We start from the raw sequence: 24,103 nt of genomic DNA on the forward strand, positions 1-24,103 counted from the left end.
AAACAGCAACAGAATCTGATGTGAATTTGAGCGACGACAGCCGCCCCTTTCTGGCGGAGTGACATCACCAGGAGCCGGGACGCAGGACGGAAACCTACATCACCTTCCCCTGAATCGGTCAAATCTGTTTCACAGAGCGACAGCCGGAGGTCAAAAGAAGTATGCCCAACGGGCGCCAAAGGTATTGGTGCCCGGCCCGTTCCTTACCGAGAAGTCATCACGGTATTCAACCATCAGCTGGTTGTTGCTTCCGATCATCCAGAACAGCGAGAGACCGAGGCCGTGGCTGTTGACCTTGTTGTTCTGCCACTCGCCGTTTTGCTTCGTCTCGCCGCCATAACTGTAGAAATAGTCCACCGAGGCGTACCACTGCTTGGTGATGTCGTAGCTCAGATGAACCTCAGCCCCGAAGACCGGATCCTGCTTGAGATTGATCTTCTCGTTTTCCGTATAGAACTCGCCATTGACGATCATGTCCAGGTAGGTCCTCTCCCCGAAACCCTTGACGACGCCCAGTTCCGGCTTGATCGCCCAGCGGTTGTTCCCCAGGTTGAGCGCCTTGTGCCGGTCGTAATCGCCCAGGGGCATGGTTATGTAGGGGCTGAAGCCGGCCCACAACTTGTTCTTGGGATCGTTGACGAACCAGAAGGTCGCGAAAACGGTCGGATCGGCGAATCCCGTCGTGGAAATATCCGCGTTGCCCACGGCCGCGCCATCCAGGTTGGCTTCGCCGAAGGGGATCAGCGCCTGGGGGTCGATGCGGAACCCGCCGTCGCCGTAGAGCGCCTTGCCGATATCCATGTAGTACACCGGCCTGAGAATGCCGAGATTTTCGGTGAGATTGAAATCATTGCTCACCTTCTTGCCGTTCGCATAGTACGAAGTTGCGGATATGTGTTTGAAATAGGTGCAAAAGAGGAACGTGTCGGGCGGTAGCGGAATGTAATCCCGCGAGTTCACTGCCAATGCGATCTGAGGCACGACCAGCAGCGCACACAGCAGCGCGGAAACGAACATCTTCTTCATGGATACACCTCCCCAGTAATCTCATCGTTATGTAATGGTAGTGACGCTGATGAATCCCCTTTTCATTCCATTGCAGGGGCGCGGGGCACTCCTGCGCGACTGTCATCTGCTCCCGCCATATCCCCTGCCCTTCCCCCTTTCCCCCATCCCGATGAGGGGAGGGAAAGGGGGAAGGGCCACCTGACGCGCGCCTTACATCGCCTCGGTGTACAGCCTGGTCAGGTCGTCCAGCTTTATGGTGCGGGGATTGAAGAGACAGCAGATGTCCTTGATGGCGTTTTCGGCCAGTGTGGGAATGTCGCTCGTCTTGACACCGATTTCCGAGAGACCGGCGGGGATACCCACCGCGGCGGAGAGTTTGCGGATGGCTTCCACGCCCCTCTCGGCAGCCTCCATGGGCATCAGTCCGGTGGTGTCCACCCCCATGGCCTGGGCGATATCGGCGTAGCGCTGGGGACAGGCGATCAGGTTGAAACTGCAACCGTGGGGGAGCAGGATAGCGTTGCAGACGCCGTGGGGCTTGTTGAGCAGGGCGCCCGGCTGATGCGCCATGGCATGAACGATGCCGATGCCGGCGTTGCTGAATGCCATGCCTGCCAGATATTCGGCGTACGCCATCTTGTCCCGGGCCTCAAGGTTGCTGCCGTTGGCAACGGCCTGGGGAAGATATTCCGCGATAAGCTTGATGGCCGCAATGGCGCAGGCATCGGTGACCGGGTTCGCGAGAGCCGCCACATACGCCTCCACCGCATGGGTGAGTGCGTCCATGCCGGTTGAGGCGGTCAATGGCGCAGGGAGGCCGACCATCAGGGCCGGATCGTTGATTGCGATGGTGGCGGTAATCCTGGGGCTGGCAAAGATCATCTTCACATGAATATCGCTGTTGGTAATGACGGCAAACGATGTCATCTCACTGGCGGTGCCGGCGGTGGTGTTGATGGCAATAAAGGGGGGCAGCGCATTCTTGAAGGTATCAACTCCGGCGAAATCACGGATATCACCGTCATTTGTGGCAACAATTCCGATCCCTTTGGCGCAGTCATGGGAACTGCCCCCACCAAGGCTCACGAGCATGTCACAGTTGTTTTCGCGATACACCTTGATCCCGGCCCGCACGTTCAGATCGGTGGGGTTTGGTTCCGCACCACTGAAAATGACACACTGGACACCGTCAACCTCGAGCAGTTGTTTCATCCGATCGGCAACGCCAAGATCCGCCATGCCCTTATCGGTAACGAGCAGCGCTTTGGTACCCTTGAGAAACTGAGCGCAAGGTCCCAGTTCCTTTACAGCGCCGATACCCATCTTCGTTATTGCGGGGATATAAAAGTTGTATACCTGTTCAGCCAATGCCATGGTCTGTTTCCTCCTCGTCGGTATGGTTCGTTATCCGGATTGTCGCGCCACGCTCACGGCTCATTTCCCACCGCTGACAGCACGTACATTCAAAGGAACCCATCCCCCCTTTCCTTCACAAATGTGATGCGGCCTGGCTGGTCGTACGGAGTGGCACGCCAAAGGTGACGCCCATGGATTGCAGAGATCATGCCGCAGGGCATAAATAAATTGTCAGGCAAAACAGTCAGTTAAAACGAGTTGTCGTCACATAAAACAGAGAGGGGTGAAAAAAAACTTACAGGATGGGAGGACAAAACGGCTCGAGCGGAGAGGAAAGCGGGCCAGGAGTGGAATGGGCGACGGTGTCGTCAATGGTGACAGGTGTAAAAAAAGTTTCATCCCCCCCGGCCATGGCAGGCGCAGAGAACCGAGATGATGCAACGGGGATATGACCGGTGGGTTCAGGGGAGGTTTTCCCTGTTCTTGCGCAGGCGCTTGTTCAGGGTCTGGCGGGTGAATCCCAGCAGTGAGGCGGCAATCCCCTGATTGCCGTTGGCAAGCTTCATGGCTTCGTCCACCAGGTACTCCTCCACCTCGCGCACCGTGGGAAGCCTGTCCAGCGCCTGCCGCAACCCGTCCACCACACCCTTTACCGGAAGGGAAGCGGAGGCCGGCGGTGCAGAGCGGATTCCAATGTGCTCCCTGAAGCGCTCCAGGGAGAGGACGCCGCTGCCGTGGCGGGCCACGGCGTCGAAGATGAGCGCCTTCATCTCGCGCACGTTGCCGGGAAAATCATACAGGGAGAGGAGGGTGACCAGTTCCGGGGGGTAGGACGGCTTCTTCTTTTTCAGCTCCTGTGCCGACTCCTCCAGAAAATGGTTCAAAAGCACCGAAATATCCTCCGCACGCTTCCGCAGGGGGGGAAGTTGAACCTGATGGGTGCAGAGCCTGAAGTAGAGGTCGTTGCGGAACTTCCCCGTCGCGGTCAGTTCCCGGAGATCCCTGTTGGTTGCCACGATGACGCGGGCATCGCTGACCAGCGGCATGTCGGAACCGACCTGGTAGTACTCCTGTTCCTGGAGCAGGCGCAGGAGCTTGACCTGGGATACCTCGTGCAGGTCACCGATCTCGTCCAGAAACAGGGTCCCGCCCGAGGCCTGGGCTATCAGGCCGGCCCGGGCCTGGTCCGCGCCGGTAAAGGCCCCCTTCTTGTGGCCGAAGAGGGTGTCGGAAAACATGTTGTCGTCCAGACCGGCAGCGTTGACCGGCACGAATTTCCCCTTGAGCCCACTTGCCGTGTGGATCGCCTTGGCGATCAGCTCCTTGCCGGTGCCGGTCTCGCCGTTGATGATCACCGGCTGCCGCGATCTGGCGATGACCTCGCAGTACTGGAAGATGGCCGACATCTTTGGACTAACCGAGACCAGGGCGGAAAAGGCGCCGGGATTCTCGATGCGGTTACTGAGCAGGTGCTCTCGCAGTTGGGACACTTGGTTCTTCAGACTGCTGATCTCCAGCGCCCTCTTCACACAGGAGACCAGGCGGGCATTCTCCACCGGCTTCACCAGGTAGTCGAAGGCACCCCCCTTCATGCAGTCGACGGCAATATCGACCTCGTCGGCCGCGGTCATGACAATCACCGGAATGTGGGGATAATCGCGGCTGAGCAGGGTCAGCAGCTCCCTGCCGGACACATACGGCATGAACAGGTCCAGGACGATCAGGTCGATCGTCTCCTTTTCCAGCAGCGACAGTACCCGTCGGCTGTCATCCAGGGTGCGTATCTCCCTGAAACCGGCAAAACGGAGCAGGGATTCGGAAGAAAACAGGATGTGCTGCTCGTCATCCACGATCAGGATGGTGAAGGTGGCGCCGTCGGTCATGGTAACCCGTTCTCCTCAGGTTCGAAACGCAGGGCCGGTATTCTGACATAAAACACGGTGCCCTTCCCCGGACTGGAATCGCACTCGATGATGCCGTTGTGCTCTTTGACAATGGTGAAGTTGATGGAAAGCCCCAGGCCGGTTCCGCCCCGGTCCAGCTTGGTGGTGAAAAAGGGATCGAAAATGGCCTTCTGCACCTCCTCGGTCATGCCGATCCCCTGATCCTCGACCCTGATGGTGATCTGTTCCAGGTACTGGGAATAGGAGGTCTGGATGGAAACCGCCCGGTCCCGGGAGGGAAGCGACTCAAGGGCGTTCATGGTCAGGTTGACAATCACCTGTTCCAGCTGGCGGAAACGCCCCCTGACCGGCGGAAGCGCCTTGTCCAGGCTGCAGCTGAAATTGTCGGTGTGCTGCTTGATCTTGTTGTGCAGCATGGAGAGCGCCGCCTCGATGACCTTGTTGATGTCCACCGGCTTGTCGAGACGGGTCTTTTCCTGACGCGCGAAATCCTTCAGACCGGTGACGATCCCCTTGATACGGTAGGCCCCTTCCGTAAGACCGGTGAGCATTTTGGGGATCATGGCCGCCGCCTCGCCGTAGCCCAGCTTGCCCAGGAAGAATTCGCCGTTCTCCTCGGCGTAGCGGGTGAGAACCCGGTTGATCTCGGGCCAAATGTCGCTCAGGAACTGGGCATTGGAGAGGATATAGTTGTTGGGATTGTTGATCTCGTGGGCGATTCCCGAGGCCAGGGTGCCGATCGCCGCCATCTTGTTGGCCTGGAGGAGGCGCTCCTGCATGATCCTGTTCTCCTCTTCGGCGGCCTTTCGCGCCGATATGTCACGCACCACCGCCAGGACCTTGTACTCCCCCCCGATCACGGCTCCTTTCATGTTCACCTCGACCCAGAAGAGGCGTCCGGACCTGTCCTTGGCCAGCCATTCGAACAGGTGGGACTGGTCTCTCTTGGTCTTCCAGATCAGTTTCATCAAATCCTGGAAAGTATAGGGGGGGAATCCGGCGCTCAACTGTTCCACGTTGAGCAGCAAAACCTCCTCGCGCAGGTAGCCGTACATCTGGCACATCTTCAGGTTGACATCCAGCATGGCGCCGGTTTCCACGTCGAACACGAAGGTGGCGTCATTGGCCGCATCGAAAATGGCGCGGTAATTGGCCTCGGATTCCCTGAGCGCCTGCTGCGCCTGCTTGCGCTCGCTGATATCGGCCATGATCGCCACGTACCCGATGGTGCCCCCCTCGCTGTTCAGCATGGGGGCCGTTGACAGGCTGACGTCGATGAAATGGCCATCCCGGTGCAGCCGCCTCGTCTCCATGGATTGACGCTCCTCCCCCCGGTTCAGGCGGCGGATATTCTCCTTGAGTTCCTCCATCAGTTCGATGGAGACGATGGGATAGGATTTGCCGAGCACCTCGTCTATCTTCCAGCCAAACATCCGCTCGGCAGCCGGGTTCCAGAGAGTCAGGTTCAGGTCCAGGTCCAGGGTGAGTATGGCAGGCGGCGATGCGTTGACCAGCGCTTCCAGCATCTGGTTTGCCCCGCGAAGGGCGTCTTCGGCATGCTTGCGGTCGGATATGTTGCGCAGGTATTCGCCGGCCATGACCACAGTGCCGGATGCATCGAAAATGGGGAAGGCGTGAATCTCCAGATAGCCGACCCTGGGATTGAATTTCTCGGCGACGATGCTCATGCCGGTTTCGAATACCTGCACCAGATGGCAGGGGTCGCAGCGGCCGTTCAGATCGGGATAATAGACCTCATAGCAGTGCCTGTTCTGCTTGCGCCGGTTGGGAGCGGCATACTCATGCCCTCCCCTCCAGTTGCTGTAGACGATCTTGAAATCAGTATCGACCACGGAGATCAGGTCGGGAATCGCCTGCAGGATGCTGTGCATCAGCTGTTTCGGCGATGAGCAGCCACTGTTCCGTGAAGCATCCACGCCATATCCTCCTCATTGGGGATTGAAGCAGTGTTCTACCCTAATCCGCGCAAGACGGAACCATACAGGGGTACTACCCAGCGCCTATGGCCGTAAGGCGACCGGTTCGTCCAGCACGATCAGGTACCCGTCCGGGTCGAAGCACCAGAGTTCCTTGACGCCGTACGGCTTGAGTTCCAGGGGGTAGAGGATCTCCAGATCCTCCTCCAGGATGGCGTCGTTGATTCCCTCGATATCCTTGACACTGAAATGCAGGGTCGCACCGATGCCGCGGGGGAACATGCCCAGGCGCTGCTCCAGCACCGGATGGGCCCTGATAACGTCGCTCTCGTCCACGAAGATGACGGTGATCTCCCCCATGTCCAGCATGAGGTGATCCGGCGCGCCGGGGGTGGTGAAGGAGCGCTGCACCGGGAGTTCCAGGATTCCGGCGTAGAACGCCTCGGTTACCGCCAGGTCAGCCACGGAGAACTGGATGGAATGACGGGAGCGATGCACGTTCATCTACACCCCCCCGAACAGGTATGAGGCATAGCCGGACAGGCGCGAGAGCCAGTTGGAGAAGAGCAGGATTCCGATCAGCATGAGAAAGACTCCGGTTATGATTTCAAACAGACGGATGAAACGCTTGAAGCGGTTGAAGAGGGAGAGGAACTGGTGCAGCGCCAGGGAAGAGAGCAGAAACGGGATGCCCAGCCCCAGGGAGTAGAGCAAGAGCAGGATGATCCCCTGGGCAACCCTCGCCTCGTTGGCCGCAACCATCAGGATGGATGCCAGGATCGGGCCGATGCAGGGGGTCCAGCCGGCGGCGAACACCAGGCCGACCAGGAAGCTCCCCGCGTAGCCTGCGGGCTTGTTGCGCACGCTGATGCGTTTCTCCCCCAGCAGCAGCCTGAGCGGCACCAGACCGGTGACATGGGCACCGAAAAGGAAGATCAGCAGGCCGCCGATCTTCCGGATGGCGGCGGCATGCTGCTGCAGCAGGGAACCGATCATGGTGGCCGAGGCGCCCAGGAGGACGAATACCGCGGTAAAGCCTATGATGAAGCAGATGGAGTGAAGAAAGGTTTTTCTGCGCACCAGGTGCGAGGGATGCTGCTCCTGGAGATCGGCGAAGGAGAGTCCGGTGATGTAGGTGATGTACGAGGGAATCAGTGGCAGGACGCAGGGGGAGAGAAAGGAGAGCAGGCCGGCGACGAACGCGCCGGCATAGGTTACGTCCTGGGTATGGATCATGGTCAGCGCACACCCCCCTACTTCTTCATCAGGTCCTCAAGAAAGGCAATTGTATCGGGAGCATCCCAGGCAAGGGGACCGATGATCTTTTTGACGACGATGCCGCTTTTGTCGATGACAAAGGTCTCCGGAACGCCGCTGACGCCGTAGACGCTGGCAGCCTTGCCCTGGGCGTCGGTGTAGGCCGGCAGCAGAAAGCCGTGAGCGCGAAAGAACTCCTCTATGGCCGTTTTGCCCCCCTCGTCCAGGGAGACGGCAACCATCTGGAACGGCTTGCCGGCCATGGAGGCGTTGAGCCTCATCATGGAGGGGATCTCTTCCCGGCAGGGGGGGCACCAGGTGGCCCAGAAGTTAAGCAGCACCACCTTCCCCTTCAGCTGGGAGAGCCGCAGGCTGCCGCCGTTTAAGTCGCTGACAACGATCTCCGGGGCGGGCCTGTTTTCGGCGGCCGTGAAAGCAGCTCCTTCGATCCCCTGTTCGTTCCGCTGGCAGGCCATGGTCAGCGCGGCCAGGATTGCCAGCGCCAGCAGACAGAGACGTTTCTTCATGCACCCTCCCCGTGGCGAACCGGGTTTCTCACTTGCTGCGGGTAACCACATACCCGGCCAGATCCAGCAGCGCATCCGCCACCGGGCCGGAAGCGAACAGGCTCAACGAGTCAGCGCAGCCCTGGATGTAGCGCCGCGCGGCATCCACGGTATAGTCGATGCCGCCGTAGCGCTGCACCAGCCCCGACACCTGGCGGAATTCGTCCAGGGTCATCTCGTCCTTTTCAACAACTGTCGCGATCTGGTCGCGCTCCGAGGGAGTGCAGTGACGCAGGACATGGATCAGGGGCATGGTGATCTTCCCCTCCTCCAGGTCGTGGCCGATGCTCTTGCCGAACTCCTCTTCGGTGGCGATGTAGTCCAGCGTGTCGTCCATGAGCTGGAAAGCGATGCCCAGATTCATGCCGAAATCGGAGAGTGCCTGGCGCCGCTCCGGCGCCGCTCCCCCCAGAATCGCCCCGGCCTCGCAGGCCGCGGACATGAGAATGGCGGTCTTGGAGCGTACCACATCGATGTAGCGCTCCTCGGTCAGCTCCAGTTCGCCGGTGCAGAGCAGCTGCATGACCTCGCCCTCGGCGATCACCGTGGTCGCGTCGGAGAGCACCTTGAGGATATCCAAGCTGCCGACCGCAACCATCAGGGAGAAGGATTTGGAGAAGAGGAAGTCGCCCACCAGCACGGAGGCTTCATTGCCCCAGAGGGTGTTGGCCGAGGCCAGGCCGCGCCGCAGGGTGGCGCTGTCCACAACGTCGTCGTGGAGCAGGGTGGCGGTGTGGATGAACTCTATGACGCTGGCCAGGGGAACGGCCTTGTCTCCCTGGTAGTCGCACAGGCGAGCAGCCAAAAGCAGCAGTGCCGGCCTGACGCGTTTGCCGCCGCTGGAGAGCACGTACTCGCCAACCTTGCGGATCAGGGGAACATCGGACTCCAGGTCCGTGCGGAATTGCTGTTCGACTCGCTTCAAATCGTCGCCGATGATATTCAGTGCAGCTTGCATCCGGTCGTCCTTGTGGGAAAAAGATTCGTCATAGTACTGGAATCAAAACGGTTTTGTCAAAGTATTTCTGGCAGTTACAGCGCCGTCAGCGGGGAGGCGGCCTATCGTACCGGTATGGGAGGACAAAATCAGCGTGTCGTACGGCCCCTGTGCTCCCCTTGGCAGAGATGGGCGATCATTTCAGCATCCATGCAGAGCGCGGCAGGAATCAGGGTGTCGATCTCGTTATGCGCTGTTCCCAGGATCCTGGTGGTCATTTCCCGGAACAGCAGCAGCTCTTGGGCAAACAGTTCCTTGAAGGGGTGGCGCAGGTCCGGCAGGCTGCGGGGGTCTTGGTCGATGAAATTCATCGTGCACCAGTCGTCGAAGAGTTCCTCACCCGAGCTGTCGATCAGGGGGATTCCGTTCAGGCGGCAGGTCATGGGACGGTGCTCGTAGACCAGGCAGACCCCCTGCTCGGAGAGCAGCACGCAGGGGGTCTCGTCATCTTCGGGCATGATGCCGTCCCACTCTTCCTCGGGGATCGGGTTGAGCAGCCAGGGTTCACTGAACCGGGGCCAGCGCTCTTCGATGCCGTGGAGGCGGGAGAGCGCCTTGCGGCGGATGTCGAGCTTCACCCTGTCCGGCAAAAGGTCGAAGCCTTGTCGCAGATAGAGGGCATCCAGCAGGGTGATGTCGAACAGGCCACGGCAGCAGGAGGAACAGCCCCTGTTGCAGGCGATCAGGTCGCCGTGCCTGTCCAGGCAGGCGGCGAACCAGCTGTCAACCTCCCGCAGCAGGATCCCGTATCGTTCCAGCAGATCATCCACGCCGATTCACCGCCCTTCCGCTTACATGTAGACCATGATCTTCAGATCTATGGTGCCTTCGGCGTTCCTGAAGGGGATGGTGACCCCCTTGCATTGGACGTTGATGCTGGTTACCTCGTTTTCCTCGGGTGGTTCCGAGATGGCGCGCAGCTGTCCCGAGATCACCAGGGGGAGCCCCAGGGCGACACTGCCGTACTGCTCGTGATACTTGGTCTTGAAGGCACCGGCAATGTTGTTGGCCAACTCTCCCACGGCATCGCGGATACACTCGTCTTCCGCCTCGTCAACCATCAGGAGTTCCTTGGCCACGATCTGGGCCGACTTCTTGTCCGTGGCGATGATGATGTAGCCGACCCGGTCACCGGCTATGCCGACGATACCGGTGACATCGGAATCAACCGGGTCGACGCGCCTCTCCACCTTGCCGGCCAGCAGGTCGATGTTCATGTAGCTCTTGAACGTGTCCTGGGTAGCCGACATGACCGTGAACATGATTTCTTCAAAGGTAATGGATGCCAAACCGATGCCCTCCTTGTGTGTGATACATGATCCGCCAATTCTAGCGTACGGCGCGTTTTTCACAGATCCGCGGCGCCATTCATAGATACAGTCAGCCCAATGGCGCTGGATACGCCCTGAATCACTCCCACTCGATGGTGGCGGGCGGCTTGCTGGAGATGTCGTACACCACCCGGTTGACCCCCTTGACCTCGTTGATGATCCTAGCACTGATGCGGGCCATGTCTTCGTAGGGGAGCGGGTACCAGCTGGCGGTCATGAAGTCTTTGGTTTCCACCGCCCGCAGGGCCACCACATACTCGTAGGTGCGGCCGTCGCCCATGACCCCCACGCTCTTCACCGGCAGGAACACGGCAAAAGCCTGGCTGATCTTGTGGTAATGGTCGGAGGAGTAGAGCTCCTCGATGAAGATGGCATCCGCCCTGCGAAGGATGTCGGCGTACTCCTTCTTCACCTCTCCCAGGATGCGCACGGCCAGTCCCGGCCCGGGGAAAGGGTGGCGCCAGACCATCTGATGGGGGAGCCCCAGCTCCTCGCCGATGGCGCGCACCTCGTCCTTGAACAGTTCGCGCAGCGGTTCCAGGAGCTTGAGCTTCATGTACTCCGGAAGCCCGCCCACGTTGTGGTGGCTCTTGATGTTGTGGGCCTTGCCGGTCTTGGCCCCGGCCGACTCGATAACGTCCGGGTAGATGGTCCCCTGGGCCAGCCAGCGGGCGTCCTCGATGCGGTTGGACTCCTCGTCGAAGATCTCCACGAACAGGCTGCCGATGATCTTGCGCTTTTTCTCCGGATCGCTCTCCCCGGCCAGGGCGCTTAGGAAACGCTCCTCGGCGTTGACCCGGATCACCTTGACCCCCAGGTTTTCGGCAAAGGTGCGCATCACCTGGTCACCCTCCTCCAGGCGCAGCAGGCCGTTGTCCACGAAGACGCAGGTCAGCTGGTCGCCAATGGCCCGATGGATCAATGCGGCAGCCACCGACGAGTCCACCCCGCCGGAAAGCCCCAGGATCACCCGTTCGCTGCCCACCTGTTCTTGGATGCGGGTAACGGCATCCTCGATGATCTGGCCGGGTGTCCAGTGACCGGTGCAGCCGCAGATGGCACGCACAAAGGTGTCGATCAGCTGGTCGCCGCGGGGGGTGTGGTTGACCTCGGGATGGAACTGCACCCCGTACAGGTTGCGGCTCACATCCTGGATGGCGCAGACCGGGGCGTTCTCCGTGTAGGCCACCACCTGGAATCCGTCCGGCACGCGGGAGACGTGGTCGCCATGACTCATCCAGACCGGGCTCGCCCCCCCCACGAAGAAGCCGTCGAACAGCTGGCCGGGCTGGCCGGAACAAAGCAACTCGGCGTGGCCGAACTCGCGCTTGCCGGCAGGCACCACTTCTCCGCCGAAGTGGCGGCTCATGAGCTGCATGCCGTAGCAGATCCCCAGCACCGGAACTCCCAGCTCGAACAGCTCCTCGGCAACTGCCGGCGCTCCCGGCTCGTAGACCGATTTGGGGCCGCCGGACAGGATGATGCCCGAGGGATTGAAGGCGCGGATGGCCGCCATCTCCATGTCAAAGGGGTGCAGTTCGCAGAACACGTGGGCCTCGCGCACCCGCCGGGCGATCAGCTGGGTGTACTGGGAGCCGAAATCGAGGATCAGGATCTTCTGGCTGTGGATGTCAGTTTTCATGGGTCAGTTTCCCACCCTGTAGTTGGGCGCTTCCTTGGTGATGGTGACGTCATGCACGTGGGATTCCTTGAGGCCGGCGCCGGTGATGCGTATGAAGCGCGCCTTCCGTTGCAGCTCGTCGATGCTGGCGCAACCGGTGTAGCCCATGCCGGAGCGGAGCCCCCCCAAGAGCTGGTGGATGTTGGCCGAGAGCGGTCCGCGCTGCGGCACCATCCCCTCGATCCCCTCGGGAACCAGCTTGACATCGTCCCCCACGTCGGACTGGAAGTAGCGATCCTTGCTGCCGTCCTGCATGGCGCCGATGGAGCCCATGCCGCGGTAGCTCTTGTAGGTGCGCCCCTGGTAAAGCACCGTATCGCCCGGCGATTCCTCGGTGCCGGCAAAGAGCGATCCGATCATGACGCAGTCGGCGCCGGCGGTGATCGCCTTGGGCAGGTCGCCGGAGTACTTGATGCCGCCGTCGGCGATGACCGGTACCCCATGCTTGTGGGCAACGCGGGAGCAGTCCATGATGGCGGTGATCTGCGGCACGCCCACGCCGGCCACCATGCGGGTCGTACAGATGGAGCCGGGCCCGATGCCGACCTTGATGCCGTCGGCGCCGGCCTTGATCAGCGCCTCGGCCGCCTCGGCGGTGGCGATGTTGCCGGCGATGATCTCCACGCCGGGGAAGGTGGACTTGGCACGCATGATGGCCTCGATCACCCCCTGGGAATGGCCGTGGGCCGTGTCGATGACGATCACGTCGGCCCCGGCCTTGAGCAGCGCATCCATGCGCGCTTCCATGTCATCGGTGGGGCCCACCGCGGCGCCCACACGCAGGCGCCCCAGGCTGTCCTTGCAGGAATTGGGGTACTTCTTGACTTTCTCGATATCCTTGATGGTGATCAGCCCCTTGAGGAAACGATCGTTGTCCACCACCAACAGCTTCTCCACCCGGGTGTGCTTGAGGTGCTCCTTGGCCTGCTCCAGGGTCGTCCCCACCGCTACCGTCACCAGGTTGCGCTTGGTCATGCGGGCAGAGATCGGCAGATCGTAATCGGTCTCGAAGCGCAGGTCCCGGTTGGTCAGGATGCCCACCAGCTTGCCGTTGGGCTTGGTGATCGGAACGCCGGAGATGCGGTAGCGCGACATTATCTCCAGCGCCTCGCTGATCTTCTGGTTGGGGCGCATGGTGATCGGGTCCACGATCATGCCCGATTCACTCTTCTTGACCTTGTCAACCTCGAAGGCCTGCTGGGCGATGGTGCTGTTCTTGTGGATGATGCCCAGCCCTCCTTCCCTCGCCATGCAGATGGCGGTGCGCGACTCGGTGACCGTGTCCATGGCCGCGCTGACCAGGGGGATGTTCAGCTGGATGTTACGGGAGAGCCGCGTGGAGAGATTGGCATCGCGGGGGAGAACCAGAGAGTGGGCTGGAATAAGGAGGACATCGTCAAAGGTGAGACCTTCGGTCAGTTTGTCGAGGGACATGGATCAGCTCCTGGCGCAAGAAAATTTTACAGAAGTTAGTACGGCGAACCGGGCAAGTCAAGGTAAAAGTTGTCGCAGCAGCGCCCACCCCAAAAAATAATATCGTTTTAAATCAATCAGTTGAAAAACGCAGCCTGGCCATAAGCCGCCCGCAGGTGTAGCCTTTCGGGGTTTACCTGTCCGCAACGCCCGGGCCAAGGCGTTTCAGGCCAGGCATTATTCCACCGGGCATGCTCGACGGGAACGGCGCTACTCTCCCCAGCGCCGGATATAGGCGTCGACGTCGAATTTGCGTCTGCACCCCCTGTCGTTCATGTACCGGATCTTGCCGAAGACCGGCCGTTCACCCCAGGCGCGGTCATGCACCCCCCCCATGCTCCAGGCGATGCCGGCATAGCCGTTGGGGTCGCGGCCATCCAGGCTGTAGCGGTCGTTCAACCGGATGGCGACCGCCAGCGCCTCTTCCGGCGAGGCGCTCCACTCCAGGATCTTTTTGGCCCAGTACATGCGCAGGTAGCCGTGCATCTTCCCGCCCAGCAGCAGGGAACGCTGGGCCGCATTCCAGAGCGGATCATGGGTCTCGGCGTCCTGGAACTGTTCCTGCGTATAAAGGTACTCGCGCCGGTCGTGGCGATGTTCCCCGAGGGTCTTCAGCGCCCAGGCGGGAAATCCCTCCAGACGGTCATAGGCCTGGTTATGGAGACAGAAATTGTCCGACAGCTCCCTTCTCACGATCAGTTCATCCAGAAACGCCTCGCTGGATGGCGAGCCGGAGAGAGTGCGCACTGTTTCCAGGGCCACCCGCTGGGGAGCGAGCTGGCCGAAGTGCAGCCAGGGGGAGAGCTCCGACTGGCCGTCGCAACAGGGATCGTTACGCCGGAGACCATAGTCTTCAAGACCCTGGGCGATGAAGCTCCGCAGCCGTTCACCGGCGGCCCTTGTTCCCGGCAGGGGATTGCTCAGCTCTGACACGCTCCTGTCCATGTACAGATCGGAGAGAATGCCTTGGGGATCGAGGGGTTGAAACGGGACGGGCCAGGCATGGGGATGGGGGATGAGGGGGGGAAACTCATGCAGGAAGTCGGCGAGCAGGCGCCGAAGCTTCGGTCGCAGGGTGTGGGCACCATACTCCTGTTTATCGGAGACGAAACGGCAGGGGACGATGTTGTGGCTATCCACCTCGAAAAAGGGAACCCCGCACAAGCGGGCCGCCCCTTCGCGCCAGACCCGCTTGACACGCAGGGGATCGAAGTCGGTGACAACGGTGCCGACCCGATTCCGTTCCACGAACGAACAGAGCTGTCCCACCGGCTCCCCCCGCAGCAGGTAGAAGGGAATGTTCATCTTTGCCAGCAGTTGAGCAGTCTCCGCCAACCCCCTCAGCATGAAGCCATACTGCCGGAGCGTCGCTCCCAGGAAGGAAGGGGCCAGAGTGAAGAGCACCACCAGCGGCGCCCGCCGTTCCAAGGCCAGTTCCTGGGCATGGAGCAGGGCCCAGTTGTCCATTGCCCTCTGGTCTCGGCTCATCCAGTAAACCACCGGGCCGTCCTGCCCTTCCCGCCTGTTCAGGGGGTGTATGCGCCGGATGTCCACGGCTGTCAACGGTTCACCCGGGGATCGAAGGCGTCCCTGATCCCCTCCCCCAGCAGGTTGTAGGCCAGTACCGTCACCAGGATGGCCAGACCGGGGAAGAAGGAGAGCCACCAGGCAAATTCGATGTAGTCCTTGCCCGAGGTGAGGATGTTGCCCCAGCTGGGGGTGGGGGGCTGGACGCCGATGCCCAGGAACGAGAGGGCCGACTCGGTCAGGATGGCGCCGGCCACCCCCAGGGTGGCGGAAACCAGCACCGGCGACAGGGTGTTGGGCAGGATGTGGCGGAAGATGATCCGCAGGTCGGAGCAGCCGATGCAGCGGGCCGCCGTGATGTAGTCCATCTCGCGGATGGAGAGGGTCTCGGCCCGCACCATGCGCGCCACCCCCATCCAGCCGGTCAGACCGATGACCATCATGATGTACCAGATGGAAGGCTCCAGAAAGGTGATCACCGCCAGGATCAGGAAGAAGGCGGGAAAGCAGAGCATGATGTCCACCATGCGCATCAGGCAGCTGTCAACCAGGCCACGGTAGTAGCCGGAGACCAGTCCCACCAGGGTGCCGATGGAGACGGCGATGCCCACGGCGACAAAGCCGACCTTGAGGGAGATGCGGCTGCCATAGATCATGCGACTGAGTACGTCGCGCCCCAGTTCGTCGGTGCCGAACCAGTGCTGCCAGGAGGGGGGGGAGAGCACATGCCAGGCATCGATGGCGTTGGGGTCGGAGGGGACGATCAACGGGGCCAGCAGGGAGACGACGAAGAGCAGCAGCACCACGCAGCCGCCGGCCAGGGCCAGGCGGTTGCGTTTCAGGCGTTGCCAGACAACGGCGTACAGGTATGAACTGGTCAGGTCGGTCATGGGCGCCCCTATGCCCCGTGCCGGATGCGCGGATCGGCCAGGGCGTAGCTGACATCGGCCACCAGGTTACCGATCAGGGTCAAAAAGGCGCCGATCACCAGGATACCCATGACCACCGGATAGTCGCGGGACATGACCCCCTGGTAGAAGAGCTGCCCCATGCCGGGGATGGCGAAGATGGTCTCGAAGATGACGCTGCCGCCGATCAGGCCGGGAATGGAGAAACCGGCCAGGGTGATCAACGGAAGCAGGGCGTTGCGTAGGGCATGGCGGTAGATCACCACCCGCTCGGAGAGCCCCTTGGCACGGGCGGTGGTGATGTAATCCTGGCCGACGACCCCCAGCATGGAGGAGCGCATGTAGCGCGACAGTCCGGCCAGGCTGCCGAAGGATGCCACCATGATCGGCATGACCAGGTGCTTGGCCATGTCCCACAGGTAGAAGGCGGTGCCGTACGCCTCGCTCCCCAGGGTATGCAGTCCGGATATGGGCAGCCAGTTCAGCCTCACCCCGAAGAAGTACATCAACAGCAGCGCCAGCCAGAAGGACGGTACGGCAAAGCCAACAAAGACGAAGACCGTTATTCCCCGGTCCAGCAGGGTATCACGATGGGTGGCGGCCAGGATACCGATGGGGATGGCCAGCCCGAACTCCAGCAGCAGGGCGATGATGTTCAGGGAGATGGTAACCGGCAGGCGCTCCCTGATCTTTTCGATAACCGGGCGGCTGTCGGAGGAGAACGAGCGTCCCAGGTCCAGGCGGGCCAGCTTGCCGACCCAACTGAAATACTGCACGTGCAGCGGCTGGTCCAGGCCGTAGAAAGCCCTCAGACGCTCACGGGCCTCCTTGCCCACCTTGGGGTTCATTGCCATCTGCATCTCCACCGGTTCTCCCGGCGCAAGATGGATCACGGAGAAGGTGATCAGGGTTATGCCCACCATGAGCGGTATCAGCAGCAGAACGCGTTTTGTCAGATAGGTCAGCATGGTTCCATCCTTGCGCCACCGGCACGCGCGGCACCTATGTGATGCGCTTCACCCGGCCGGCCGGTGGCCAGCGCGGGAAAATACTGCGTACGTACGAGTCATTACATGGGGTTGAGCATCAATGGCTCATGTATCGGTTCAGTGCCCCACAACTCCTGACCGCTCTTGGTCGGAGAGAAAACGATGCATGCCCCACACGCTCCCCAACCCGCGGCAGGACATTATCCGGGAAGACGGCACGCGCCCATGTATACCACTTACACCAGCTGCGCGGCAACATAACAAAGGGCGGCACGGGGCCGCCCTCTCTGGATACTGGTTTGCGGTGGTGACCGGCTAGGCCTGTGCCTTGAGAAATTCCCGACCGAAGGGGGACATCTGCCGCAAGCGTTCGATGATGGGGGGCAGTTCACGGATCACGCCGTCGATCTCGGCTTCTGTGGTATAGCGAGAGAGCGAGAAGCGGATTGAGCCGTGGGCGCAGGTAAAGGGCACGCCCATGGCGCGCAGCACATGGGACGGTTCCAGCGAACCGGAGGTGCAGGCGCTGCCCGACGAGGCGCAGATGCCCAGTTCGGAGAGCAGCATCAGGATGGACTCCCCTTCCACGAACTCGAAGGCGATGGAAAGCGTGTTGGGTAAGCGCTCCGCGCCCCCCCCGTTGATACGGGAGTGGGGAATGGCAGCCAGGAGCGACTCCTGCAGACGGTCACGCATGGCCTTGACCTGGTTGTTCTCGAACGGCATGTGCGCTGCCGCCAGCTCGCAGGCCTTGCCCAGGGCGATGATGGCGGCGGCATTCTCGGTGCCGGCGCGGCGGCTCTTCTCCTGATGCCCCCCCACGAGAAAGGGGCGGAACGGCGTGCCGCGGCGCACGTACAGCACACCGATCCCCTTGGGTGCATGCAGCTTATGCCCCGAGATGGAGAGCATGTCCACCACGGAAGAGGACATGTCGATGGGGATCTTGCCCACGGCCTGGACCGCGTCGGTATGGAAGAGCGCCCCCTTGTCCCTGGCCAGGGCGGCGGCCTCCTCCACCGGGAAGATCACCCCGGTTTCGTTGTTGGCCCACATAAGCGACACGATGGCGGTGTCGTCGTCCACGGCGGCCCGATACTCATCCATGTTCAGACGCCCCTCGCCGTCCACGCCGATTTCCGTAACGCGGTACCCCTTCTGGATCAGGTTGCGGCACTGGGTCAGCACCGCCGGGTGCTCCACGCGTGAGGTGATCACGTGACGACGATTGGGAAGAACCTCCAGGGTCGAGCGGATGGCGGTATTGTCGCTCTCGGTTCCGCAGGCTGTGAAGATGATCTCCTCGGGAGAGGCACCCAGCAGGCCGGCAACGCGGTTTCTGGCCTCAACCACCTTCCCCTGTACCTGGCCGCCGAAGAAGTGCATGGAACTGGGGTTGCCGTACAGTTCGCAGAAATAGGGGCGCATCTCCTCGAAGACCGCTTCGTCAACCTTGGTGGTGGCATTGTTGTCCAGATAGATCTCCCTCATGCGGACACCTCCTCGACAACGATATCCTCGGCCACCAGGTCGCGCAGCTTGTGCTCGACCATGCGCGCCGTGTTGCCGGAAGATGCGCAGCCGGCACACGCCTTGCGGAAGGCCACCTGAACCTTTGGTCCGTCGATATCGATCAGCTCCAGATCGCCGCCATCGGCCCACAGCAGCGGCCGAATGTCGCGCTCCAGCACCTCCTGGATCATCTGCATCCGCTTCATGTTGGAGAGCTTCTCGGGGCGCTTGCGCGGTTGGGCTTCTGCCCCGCCCAGCACTTGGGCAATCAGCTCCTTGATACTGGAAATGCAGCCGCCGCAGGCTCCACCAGCCTTGGTAAAATTAGTCACCTGCTCAACAGTGGTCAGCTTGTTTGTTTCAATGACTTTTTTGAGATAGGCATCGGTTATGCCGAAACACTTGCAGACCAGCTCCCCCTCATAATCGGGGTAGGCATGGCCATGGTCATGTTCGCTGTCATGGGCGGGGATCGGCTCGCCGCGGTACTTTGCTATGGCAACCTCCAGAGCCTCCTGCCCCATGACCGAACAGTGCATCTTCTCTTCCGGCAACCCGCCCAGAAACTCGGCGATATCCTGATTACTGATAGCCAGGGCCTCGTCCAGGGTCTTGCCCTTGAGCATCTCGGTCAGGGCAGACGAGGATGCGATGGCGCTGGCGCAGCCAAAAGTCTGGAACCTGGCGTCCACGATCCGTTCCTTGTGTTCGTCCAGCTTGAGATACAGCTTGAGCGCGTCGCCGCATGCCAGACTGCCCACTTCACCTATGGCGTCGGCGTCGGGTATGTCCCCAACGTTGCGCGGGTTCAGAAAATGATCTTTAACGATCGGTGTGTAATCCCACATCGGTGTTTCCTCCGAACAACTCGAATAAAATTAACTACCTATAAAGGCGCGGCCAGCGGTCATGACTTCCGCCAGACGGGCATCCGACGACGCCTCTCCATAGAGACGCACCACCGGCTCCGTTCCCGACTTGCGGAACAGCATCCAGCAGCCATCATCCAGCAGCAGTTTGGTCCCGTCGATCCTGATCACATCCCGGATCCCCGTCCCGGCGATCCGGGCGGGAAGTGAGGCGATCCGGGCGGCATAGCTCTTTTCCAGCTCGGGAGACAGGCGCAGGTTCTCCCGGCGGGTAACGAAGCGCCCCACCTCTCCGTAGAGGCGTTCAAGCAGTTCCCGCACTGTTTTCCCCTCACGGGCCACCATTTCCGCCACCAGGAAGCAGGCAAGGATGCCGTCCTTTTCGGGCACATGCCCCCTGATGGAAAGGCCGGCGCTCTCCTCGCCGCCGATGACGATCCTGTCCTGGCTGATCAACTCGCCGACATACTTGAAGCCCACCGGCGTCTCGTGCAGCTCGACGCCATGTTTCCTGGCAACGGCATCCACCAGATGGGATGTGGCCACGCTGCGGGCAGCGCCTCCCTCAATGCCGCGGACGCGGATCAGGTAATCCAGCAAAAGCGCGATGATGTAGTTGGGCTCTATGTAGCTGCCGTCCGCATCCAGGATGCCGAAGCGGTCGGCATCGCCATCCGTTGCCAGGCCCAGACGGATCTCGGGATCGTTCTTCACCAGGTCGATGAAGTCCGGAATGTGACTTTCCGACGGTTCAGGGGGTTGACCGCCAAAATAGGGGTCGGGGCGATCGTTGATCATCCGGAACGCTACGCCGTGGCGGAGCAGGGGGGCGTCAAGATAGCCACGGGCGGTGCCGTAGAGCGGGTTCAGCGCCACCTTTCCCAGCTTCCTGATGGCGTCGAAATCGACCTTGTTCTCCAGTTCCCGCAGGTACTCCTCCCGTGGATCGATGGAGACCAGTAGACCGCGCTGCCGGGCGTCCTCCAACGAAGGTAACGGACGGCAGAGACTGCCCATCACGTCGTTGGCGCGCCTTTCTATGTCCCCGGTGGTTTCGGGAAGAGCAGGTCCCCCCCATGAAGGGGAAAACTTGACGCCATTGTATTCGGGAGGGTTGTGGCTTGCCGTAAAATTAATCCCGCCAGCGGTTTTGCGGCGCAGGATCTCTAAGGAGATGACCGGGGTAGGCGTATCCCTTTCGCAGACAAAGGCCGTGATGCCCGCCCCCGCCATGACCCGTGCCGCTTCATGGACAAAGCGCTGGCCCATGAAACGGGTGTCGCAACTGATCACCACCCCACCCTGCTGCTCGCCTGCGGCGGCAATATGGTCCGCAATCGCCTGCACGACAACCCGCACATTGTCAAAGGTGAAATCCTCGCCGAGAATACCACGCCAACCAGACGTTCCGAAGGAAATACGTGTCATGGCTCACCATCCTTGAGTAAGAAGACAGCTTTAGTCGTGTTAAAGTAATACAGCCTTGAGTTTCCGTCAAGTCAAAGAGCCGTATATACAAAGGATTTTTACTATTGACTTTGTAAGCTTATACTTGTTACATTGATTATCTCATTACGCAAACAACTCAGGAGGAAGAAGAATGCAGTGTCAGACCGTACTTTCAGGTACCGAGTGTACCTTTTGGGGAAAACAGGGCTGTGTATTTCAGGAAGGCTCATGCCAGACAATCGTTGAAAACTGCGAGGGATGTGACCGGATCGTGGAAGGCACCATCGGCAATGTCTGCTCTGTCTACCCTGCCCCTGCGAAGAAATGGCAGAACGGAATCTGCAATTTCGCCACCCACGTCAAGGTCGAGATCAAGGTTGACGACCTGAAGGTCAACCCGCTGAAGGCTTCCAAGAAGGCGTCCGGCGGCGGCAAGAAGAAATAAGACGCTGTACTCCTGTTACGACTGGGGGGAATTCGCTGAGAATTCCCCCTTTGTTTTACCTGCTCGGCTCGACCACCCCAGCGCCCAGCCATGATCAGCCCGAGATGGTCACGGCACGGGAATCAATCCAGGGGCAGAAAGGCGAGATCCCGCACCGGCGCGATCAGGCCGATCTCCGCCGCGAAACGGAAGTAGCGTTTCAATCCTGACAGGTGCAGATCCGTCAGATCGTAGGATATATTGTTCCTCCAGTAGTCCAAAAGCAACTCAGGCCCCATCCAATCCCGCTCCGGCGATACGCGAACGATTTCCTCCAGATGTTCTTCCGCATACTGTTTGGCATGGCCCAACTGTCGCGCAAGTCTCATCAGCTCATCCCCCCGTCTGCCCGCCACCTCCCGAGTGGTCAGCCAGAGGGCAAAGACAAAGGGGGTGCCGGTCCACCGGTACCAGAGTTCTCCCAGATCGTAGACAAACATGTCGTGCCTGCTCATGGTCGCGCGCAGAGCCGCGTCACCGATCAGAAGGATCGCCTCGTTCCCGCCCATGGCACCAGGGGTGCTCTGATCGGTTATCTGGAAGGTACATTGGCAGTTGTAACGGATACGGAGCAGGATTTTCAGCAGGTTGACGGAGGTGGCTGACTCCGAACTGAGCAGCACCTGTGCGCCATCCAGATCCTCAATGGGCGTTTTTGAAAAGAGCAGCACACTCAGCACCGGACCGCTGCTGCTGATGGAGATATCGGGAATGATCAGGTACTGGTCGGAATGGGTGGCAAAGGTGATCGATGAAGAGGGGCAGACATCGATCCCTCCCGACGCCAGCATTCCGTTCAGGTATGCCGGGACCCCGCCGACGTAACGGTAGTCGTTCTCCGGAAAAAGCGCATTCAGGGCATGAAAGAGCGGGGTGCAGTTGGCGTATTCTATACGTCCGATTCGCAGCATCAGTAGATATTCAGGTAGAGGCGGTCAGCGTCGCCCTCGACGAAACGGACCCCCTCCTGGTCGAGTAGTTGGCCCGTCGCCTGCAGGAAACGAGTAATGGCATTGTCATGGGCAACGGCTGCCGCAATCTGGCTGTTCTTGGCATCGGCCAGGTCATGTTCCACTTCGAGCACGTCCTTTGTGGTAGCCAGTCCGACGCTGTTCTTGCGCATAAATGCGCGAAGACGCTCTTCGGCAAAGGCCCTGCCCCGGTCAGCGACCTCGATCTGCTTGAACGCGCTATCGATGGCGCGGATGAAGCTGAGCACCTCGTTCTTCGCGCTCTCCTCCAGACTGCGGATCTGCAGGGCGGTCTGGGCATTTTTGAGACGACTCTTGCGATAGTCGTTTTCCGCAGCATTGTTTCCCAAGGGGTATTTGAAGACCAGACCGATGCTCCAGGCGGGGTAATCAAAGCTTCCCAGATCCCCAATATCGCGGCCGTAGCTGTGGCCCTGCCCGACCAGCGAACCGGAGAGGCTCAAATTGAGATCGGGCTTGATATTGTTGCCAAAGACGCGGGACTGGAGTTCGCTGATGTCCAGGCTCCGTTGCAGTTCCCTGATATCTGGACGGCCCATAGCCTGTCGCAGGGCCTGATCCTGGTCCAGCGGATACGGCGCGCGGCGCGGCGTGTCGCTGATGACAATCTCCCCTTTGCCGGAAATCTGCAGGAGCAGTCGCAGAACATCCACCTGATCGTTAACCTCTTTCTCGGCGGCAATCAGCTCCCTTTCCCGTGTCGTCACGCCGTATTCGGCATTTAATATTTCCATGGCCGGCAGGACACCGGCGGAAACCCTGGCCCTGGTTTCGTCGAGAATCCTGCGGGCCAACGCCAGAGATACCCGCTTGACCTCCCGCACCTCCTGCAAGCCGTAGAGCTTGAAATACTCCGTTCTGGCCTGACTGACGGTATTCAGCAGGAGATTTCGGAAATGCTCCATGGATGCGTATTTGGAGAATCGTGAAATGGAAATGCCGAGATCGGTAGCATCGCGCCCCATATTCTTGAGCAGCGGCTGGCTGAGCGTGACGCCGAGACTGGACTGCCAGTAGTTATTCAGGGAGGAGAACTGGTTGGTCTTGGTGTGGCTGTTGTTGAATCCCAGTGTCGCGGTAGCTCCGGTCCAGAACAGCTGGCTGAGGGAGGAGTCCAGCACAAAGGAGTGCCCCTTGTTGGAGGCGCTGCCATAGGAACCGGATACAGGGTTGGTGAAATCACTGTAGTGCGTCTCAATGTTCAGTTGCGGATCGTAGATTGCCCTGTTGCGATTGATGTCGGCCTGGTACTGGGCCGGCGTGTACAGTTCGGCCCGCACGTCCAGGTTTTTCTCCGCCGCCATCCGGACCGCCTCACCCAGGGAGAGCCGTATCGGCTGGCCTGAAGCCCAGGCGCAGGCCGTCCAGCAGAAGAGCAGTGCTATCACAACCATCACCGATCTCACGCCAGCATCCCTGTATGAAAACGGCGGGGAGGGATACCGCGCACCCCTGCCCCGCCATGTAGCAGGTCGATCAATCCCTGTTCTCCACATACTCGGCATAGTCATCGGCCGTCATCAACCCCTTCAGCTCATCGGGGTCGTCCAGCGTCACCTCCAGCAACCAGCCACCATCGTACGGGTCATCGTTGAGCAGCCCCGGGTTGTCCAGAACCTCCGCATTGACCGACTCAATGGTGCCACTGAAGGGGGCATACAACTCGGCAACGGTCTTCCTCCCCTCGATGGAGCCGAACGAATCGTCCTGCTCGACGTCATCCCCCTCATCGGGCAACTCCAGCGCCAAGATGATGCCCAACTCATTCTGGGCAAAATCCGTGATGCCGATGACCGCCGTTCCATTCTCGATCCGAACCCAGACATGCTCACGGGAATACTTGAGCTCTTCAGGAAAGTCCAT

Annotated in this window: 22 protein-coding genes; 1 reads left to right on the forward strand and 21 read right to left on the reverse strand. The window is 60.5% G+C overall.

Annotated elements, in window-relative coordinates; all coding sequences use genetic code 11:
- Positions 1-150: 150 nt before the first annotated feature.
- From PPRO_RS19515 to PPRO_RS10010, 18 genes are all read right to left on the reverse strand, one after another.
- On the reverse strand, positions 151-1,026 hold the full coding sequence (locus tag PPRO_RS19515) for a transporter (RefSeq protein ID WP_011735874.1): 876 nt from the start codon (positions 1,024-1,026) through the stop codon (positions 151-153).
- Positions 1,027-1,218: 192 nt separating this feature from the next.
- Positions 1,219-2,382, reverse strand: coding sequence for an iron-containing alcohol dehydrogenase (locus PPRO_RS09930; protein WP_011735875.1), 1,164 nt, complete (start codon positions 2,380-2,382; stop codon positions 1,219-1,221).
- Positions 2,383-2,825: 443 nt separating this feature from the next.
- Entirely contained in the window at positions 2,826-4,247 is a 1,422-nt protein-coding gene (locus tag PPRO_RS09935) for a sigma-54-dependent transcriptional regulator (RefSeq protein WP_011735876.1), read from the reverse strand.
- Positions 4,244-6,205, reverse strand: coding sequence for a PAS domain S-box protein (locus PPRO_RS19520; RefSeq protein WP_011735877.1), 1,962 nt, complete (start codon positions 6,203-6,205; stop codon positions 4,244-4,246). The genes PPRO_RS09935 and PPRO_RS19520 overlap by 4 nt, the downstream gene beginning before the upstream one ends.
- A gap of 84 nt (positions 6,206-6,289) precedes the next feature.
- Positions 6,290-6,709: a VOC family protein gene (locus tag PPRO_RS09945; protein ID WP_011735878.1), complete on the reverse strand. Its 420-nt coding sequence runs from the start codon at positions 6,707-6,709 to the stop codon at positions 6,290-6,292.
- A complete protein-coding gene (locus PPRO_RS09950; RefSeq protein WP_041532721.1) occupies positions 6,710-7,438 on the reverse strand; it encodes a cytochrome c biogenesis CcdA family protein in 729 nt (242 codons plus the stop codon).
- 20 nt (positions 7,439-7,458) lie between these two features.
- On the reverse strand, positions 7,459-7,989 hold the full coding sequence (locus PPRO_RS09955; RefSeq protein WP_011735880.1) for a TlpA family protein disulfide reductase: 531 nt from the start codon (positions 7,987-7,989) through the stop codon (positions 7,459-7,461).
- 28 nt (positions 7,990-8,017) lie between these two features.
- Positions 8,018-8,986, reverse strand: coding sequence for a polyprenyl synthetase family protein (locus PPRO_RS09960; RefSeq protein ID WP_011735881.1), 969 nt, complete (start codon positions 8,984-8,986; stop codon positions 8,018-8,020).
- A 128-nt stretch (positions 8,987-9,114) separates the two neighbouring features.
- Positions 9,115-9,795 (reverse strand): YkgJ family cysteine cluster protein, encoded by a 681-nt coding sequence (locus PPRO_RS09965; RefSeq protein ID WP_011735882.1) that lies wholly within the window; start codon positions 9,793-9,795, stop codon positions 9,115-9,117.
- A gap of 21 nt (positions 9,796-9,816) precedes the next feature.
- Entirely contained in the window at positions 9,817-10,314 is a 498-nt protein-coding gene (locus tag PPRO_RS09970) for a chemotaxis protein CheX (protein ID WP_011735883.1), read from the reverse strand.
- A 121-nt stretch (positions 10,315-10,435) separates the two neighbouring features.
- On the reverse strand, positions 10,436-11,998 hold the full coding sequence (gene guaA / locus PPRO_RS09975) for a glutamine-hydrolyzing GMP synthase (RefSeq protein ID WP_011735884.1): 1,563 nt from the start codon (positions 11,996-11,998) through the stop codon (positions 10,436-10,438).
- Between the two features lie 3 nt (positions 11,999-12,001).
- Positions 12,002-13,471, reverse strand: a complete 1,470-nt coding sequence (guaB, locus tag PPRO_RS09980; protein WP_011735885.1) for an IMP dehydrogenase — start codon at positions 13,469-13,471, stop codon at positions 12,002-12,004.
- Positions 13,472-13,720: 249 nt separating this feature from the next.
- Positions 13,721-15,073, reverse strand: a complete 1,353-nt coding sequence (locus tag PPRO_RS09985) for a deoxyribodipyrimidine photo-lyase (RefSeq protein WP_011735886.1) — start codon at positions 15,071-15,073, stop codon at positions 13,721-13,723.
- Positions 15,070-15,927 (reverse strand): oligopeptide ABC transporter permease, encoded by an 858-nt coding sequence (opp4C, locus tag PPRO_RS09990; RefSeq protein WP_011735887.1) that lies wholly within the window; start codon positions 15,925-15,927, stop codon positions 15,070-15,072. Before opp4C ends, PPRO_RS09985 begins: the two co-directional genes overlap by 4 nt.
- 8 nt (positions 15,928-15,935) lie before the next feature.
- On the reverse strand, positions 15,936-16,913 hold the full coding sequence (locus PPRO_RS09995) for an ABC transporter permease (protein WP_011735888.1): 978 nt from the start codon (positions 16,911-16,913) through the stop codon (positions 15,936-15,938).
- A gap of 336 nt (positions 16,914-17,249) precedes the next feature.
- A complete protein-coding gene (gene nifS, locus PPRO_RS10000; RefSeq protein WP_011735889.1) occupies positions 17,250-18,425 on the reverse strand; it encodes a cysteine desulfurase NifS in 1,176 nt (391 codons plus the stop codon).
- On the reverse strand, positions 18,422-19,294 hold the full coding sequence (nifU, locus tag PPRO_RS10005) for a Fe-S cluster assembly protein NifU (protein WP_011735890.1): 873 nt from the start codon (positions 19,292-19,294) through the stop codon (positions 18,422-18,424). The genes nifS and nifU overlap by 4 nt, the downstream gene beginning before the upstream one ends.
- 30 nt (positions 19,295-19,324) lie before the next feature.
- Entirely contained in the window at positions 19,325-20,743 is a 1,419-nt protein-coding gene (locus PPRO_RS10010) for a phosphoglucomutase/phosphomannomutase family protein (RefSeq protein WP_011735891.1), read from the reverse strand.
- A gap of 172 nt (positions 20,744-20,915) precedes the next feature.
- On the opposite strand from PPRO_RS10010, the gene PPRO_RS10015 reads away from it, so the two are divergent.
- Positions 20,916-21,209, forward strand: coding sequence for a PxxKW family cysteine-rich protein (locus PPRO_RS10015; protein ID WP_011735892.1), 294 nt, complete (start codon positions 20,916-20,918; stop codon positions 21,207-21,209).
- 122 nt (positions 21,210-21,331) lie between these two features.
- On the opposite strand, the gene PPRO_RS10020 is transcribed toward PPRO_RS10015, so the two are convergent.
- From PPRO_RS10020 to gcvH, 3 genes are all read right to left on the reverse strand, one after another.
- Positions 21,332-22,159, reverse strand: coding sequence for a menaquinone biosynthesis protein (locus PPRO_RS10020; RefSeq protein WP_011735893.1), 828 nt, complete (start codon positions 22,157-22,159; stop codon positions 21,332-21,334).
- Positions 22,159-23,646 (reverse strand): TolC family protein, encoded by a 1,488-nt coding sequence (locus tag PPRO_RS10025; RefSeq protein ID WP_232286633.1) that lies wholly within the window; start codon positions 23,644-23,646, stop codon positions 22,159-22,161. Before PPRO_RS10025 ends, PPRO_RS10020 begins: the two co-directional genes overlap by 1 nt.
- Positions 23,647-23,716: 70 nt before the next feature.
- Positions 23,717-24,103, reverse strand: a complete 387-nt coding sequence (gcvH, locus tag PPRO_RS10030; RefSeq protein ID WP_011735895.1) for a glycine cleavage system protein GcvH — start codon at positions 24,101-24,103, stop codon at positions 23,717-23,719.

This window comes from Pelobacter propionicus DSM 2379, from assembly GCF_000015045.1.
In the GTDB taxonomy this organism is placed as follows: Bacteria; Desulfobacterota; Desulfuromonadia; order Geobacterales; family Pseudopelobacteraceae; genus Pseudopelobacter; species Pseudopelobacter propionicus.